Below are 3483 nucleotides of genomic sequence, written 5' to 3'. Positions count from 1 at the left end.
AGCGCTGCCCGCCGGGCCGCCAGTCGTCCCGGCGCCGGGTACGGGCCTGGTGCGCCCCGGTCTCCCGGGCGGCCCGGCGGGCAGCGCTGGTCGGCCCGCTCGATGAAGACCGCGTTCTCGCTGTTCGCCGCGAGCCTCACCCTGGGCGGCGTCGCGGTCGCCGGGATCGGCTCGGGCGGCTCCGCCCCGCAGGAGCCCGCCGAGGACCGCCGCCGCACCGCCCCGTCCGGCAGCGCCCCGGCCCCGCGCGCCGACCGGCCGGCCGGCCGGGCCTCCGGCACCGGTCCCGCGCGGCCGGCCCACCCGCTGACCGCGGCGGACATCGAGGCCCACTGCCGCGCCTACGAGCGGGCCGGGGGCCGCGGCCGGGCGATGGCGGCACAGGCCTGGGAGCGGCTGATCGCGGCGGCGGACGGCCCGGAGGAGGTCTCCGGGTACTGCGCGCGACGGCGGACGGACGACCGGGCGGACCCGAGGGACCCCGGGAGTCCCGCGAACCCCGGGAGCCCGGAGAGCCGGGGGAACCCGGCCGCGCCGGCCGCGCCGGTCACCCCGACGGCCCGTCCGGCGGACCCCGGCAGCCAGGCCGAGGAGCACAGGCCGGACCGGGACACCGGAAAGCAGCCGGGCCGGAACTGAGGGATCGGCGGGCCTCGGCGGGTGTGTCTTCTCCACCCGCGGGCTCCGCGAAGGCCGCCAAGGCAACGGCCGGGGCCGCCACCCCCCACAGGAGAGGCCCCGGCCGTCGCGCGGCACGGGCCGCGCGGCGACCCGTACTTCCTACAGCGCCAACGGGGCGTCTCGTGTCACACCCCGGCTTTCGCACCCGCGCCCACCCCGCCAGGACCCGGTCCGGGCAAGGTCGCGTCACGAGTTAGTTGCATCTTCTACGTAACTCCCGTGGACATGGACGGGGAGCGGTTTCAGGTCGTAACGTGCCATTCGCACCGGACCGCGGCCAGGGGAAGACAGAGCGAACGTGGCAGACGCCCGCGCGAAAGCGGCGCCGGTGAGGCGCAGAGGGAGTGCGGTGCTGGGGGACGACGCCGAGCTGACGGCAGCGGTGCTTGCGGCACAGGACGGGGACGAGACCGCGTTCCGTACCGTGTACCGCGCGGTGCACCCGCGGCTGCTCGGATACGTACGGACGCTGGTCGGCGAACCCGACGCCGAGGACGTGGCGTCCGAGGCCTGGCTGCAGATAGCCAGGGACCTCGAACGGTTCAGCGGCGACGCGGACCGCTTCCGCGGCTGGGCCGCCCGGATCGCCCGCAACCGCGCCCTGGACCACATACGCATGCGCGGCCGCCGCCCCGCCATCGGCGGCGACGAGACCGAACTGACCGGCAAGCCCGCCGAGTCCGACACCGCCGGCGAGGCCATCGAGTCGCTGGCCACCGACCGCACCCTCTCCCTGATCGCCCGGCTCCCGCAGGACCAGGCCGAGGCCGTCGTGCTGCGCGTGGTCGTCGGCCTCGACGCCAAGACCGCCGCCGAGACGCTGGGCAAGCGGGCCGGCGCGGTCCGCACGGCGGCGCACCGCGGGCTGAAGCGGCTGGCCGAGCTGCTGGGCGAGCCCGGCGGCGATCCGGAATCGGCCGGGGTGCTCGACGCCCTGCCACCTCAGCGAGAACCGCGCGGGCGCGCGGTGACGTCCGCGAGTGTGACGCATACGCGCGCGCGGACGCAGAAGGACATGTGATGGCCGACGAGCAGTACAGGTGGCTGGACCGTGAGACAGCGGAGCGGTTGCTGCGCGGCGAGTCACCGGACGCCGTCGACCCCGCCGCCCGGGACCAGGCCGAACGGCTCGCCGAAGCGCTCGGCGCACTCTCCGCCCCACCCCCGCCGACCAGCGAGGAACTCCCCGGAGAGGCCGCCGCGCTGGCCGCCTTCCGCAAGGTCCGCGCGGAGCGCGACGAGGAGCGCGCGGCGCTCGCCGACCCCGACCGCACGCGCCCGGCCGACGCCGGGCTGATCCGTATCGGCGCCCGCGCGGGCGACCGCGGCGCGAACGGCCGCCGCCCGCGCCGGCCCCGCGCGCTGCGCCTCGGACTGGCCGCCGCGCTGGCCGCCGGCATGGTCGGCGGGGTCGCCTTCGCGGCCGGAACCGGAGCGCTGCCGACACCCTTCGACGACTCCCGCCCGCGCCCCGGCGCCTCGGTGTCGGCCGCCGCGCCCTCGGGCCGCCCGCTCGCCACCCCGACCCCGGAGGGCACGCACGGCGGGGCCGGCGGCTCGGTCGTGCCCGACGGCGGCCGGCCCTCGCGTGACGTGGCCGAGGAGGACGCCCGCGACCGGGACCGGGGTCCCGAGGGCGGGTCCGGCCCGTCCGGCGGGGCGGGCCGGTCCTGGACGGAGATCGCCTCGTCCTGCCGGGCCCTGCGGGACGGGCGCGGGCTGGAGGCCGACCGCCGCCGCGCCCTGGAGGGGGCGGCGGGCGGCTCCGCCCGGGTGGACCGCTACTGCGACGGCGTGCTGCGGAACACGAAGGCCGACTCAGGATCCACCGGCGGCTCCTCCGGCGAATCCGCCGCGTCTGGACAGGGCCAGGGCAAGGGCGACAACGCCAACGGCGGCAACGGCAACGGCAACGGCGGCGCGGGCGGTGACGGGGACGGCAAGGGCAACGACGACGGCAAGGGCAACGGGGACGGCAAAGGCGCCGACGGCGGGAACGGCATAGGCCGCCCCGGCGGCAACGGCCAGGGTCACTCGGGCGGCGGCAACGGTCACGCCGGAGGCAACGGCAACGGTCAGGGTCACTCCGGCGCCGGCCGGCCCGCCGCCGGACAGGACGCGCCCGGCCCCGCGCACCGCGAGGTGCGGACGGCCGCGTCCCCGGAACCCTCCTTCACCCCGCCCTACACAACGCGCTGACCTGCGGTTTCTTCTCTCTCTCAAGATTTTTCCGGAGGGGTGTGACGTTTTCGGCCGCCGGGGCGCAGTACTGAGTGAGCCGACTGGTCATCGGCCGTCGCACGGAGCCGGGGTTCCCCCCGTACCCACGGCTCGTGCACACGGCGCGGGCGGGACACGTTCCCCCGGTCCCGCCCGCGCCCCGCAATCCCCTCACCCCGCGGCACCGCCGTACGCCTCACCAGTGGACGACGACCTTGTCACCGGTCCGCACCTGGGCGAACACCTCCGCGATCGCCGTCTCGTCCCGCACGTTGACACAGCCGTGCGAGGCGCCCGCGTAGCCGCGCGCGGCGAAGTCCGCGGAGTAGTGCACCGCCTGGCCGCCGCTGAAGAACATCGCGTACGGCATCGGCGCGTCGTAGAGCGTGGAGTGGTGGTGGCGGGACTTCCAGTAGACCTCGAACTCGCCCTCGCGGGTCGGGGTGTACTCCGAGCCGAAGCGGACCGGCAGGGTCGTCACCGTCCGCCCGTCGATCATCCAGCGCAGCGTCCGGCTCGACTTGCTGATGCACAGCACCCGCCCGGTCAGGCAGCGCGGGTCGGGTGCTGTGCATCAGCAAG

General features: G+C 76.6%; 2 protein-coding genes and 2 pseudogenes. 3 read left to right on the top strand and 1 reads right to left on the bottom strand.

The window, feature by feature from the left end:
- The 3 genes and pseudogenes from CCN42_RS39865 to CCN42_RS42360 form a co-directional block, all read left to right on the top strand.
- Positions 1 to 639 (top strand): annotated as a pseudogene (locus CCN42_RS39865) (hypothetical protein); the annotation flags it as partial.
- Between the two features lie 391 nt (positions 640 to 1030).
- Positions 1031 to 1702: an RNA polymerase sigma factor gene (locus tag CCN42_RS39860; protein ID WP_086173750.1), complete on the top strand. Its 672-nt coding sequence runs from the start codon at positions 1031 to 1033 to the stop codon at positions 1700 to 1702.
- Positions 1702 to 2880 carry a hypothetical protein gene (locus tag CCN42_RS42360; RefSeq protein ID WP_143662221.1) on the top strand — a complete coding sequence of 393 codons (1179 nt, stop codon included), beginning with the start codon at positions 1702 to 1704 and terminating at the stop codon, positions 2878 to 2880. Before CCN42_RS39860 ends, CCN42_RS42360 begins: the two co-directional genes overlap by 1 nt.
- Positions 2881 to 3097: 217 nt before the next feature.
- Here CCN42_RS42360 and CCN42_RS39850 read toward each other — a convergent pair.
- Positions 3098 to 3469, bottom strand: a pseudogene (locus tag CCN42_RS39850) (L,D-transpeptidase); the annotation flags it as partial.
- Between the last annotated feature and the right edge of the window lie 14 nt (positions 3470 to 3483).

Origin of the sequence: Streptomyces glaucescens, assembly GCF_002154375.1 — a bacterium.
In the GTDB taxonomy this organism is placed as follows: Bacteria; Actinomycetota; Actinomycetes; order Streptomycetales; family Streptomycetaceae; genus Streptomyces; species Streptomyces glaucescens.
This window is presented reverse-complemented; position numbering and strand designations above follow the sequence as displayed.

Bases quoted from the DNA above. Each gene is read 5' to 3' on its own strand.
- CCN42_RS42360 (WP_143662221.1), top strand. From the start codon at position 1,702: ATGGCCGACGAGCAGTACAGGTGGCTGGACCGTGAGACAGCGGAGCGG.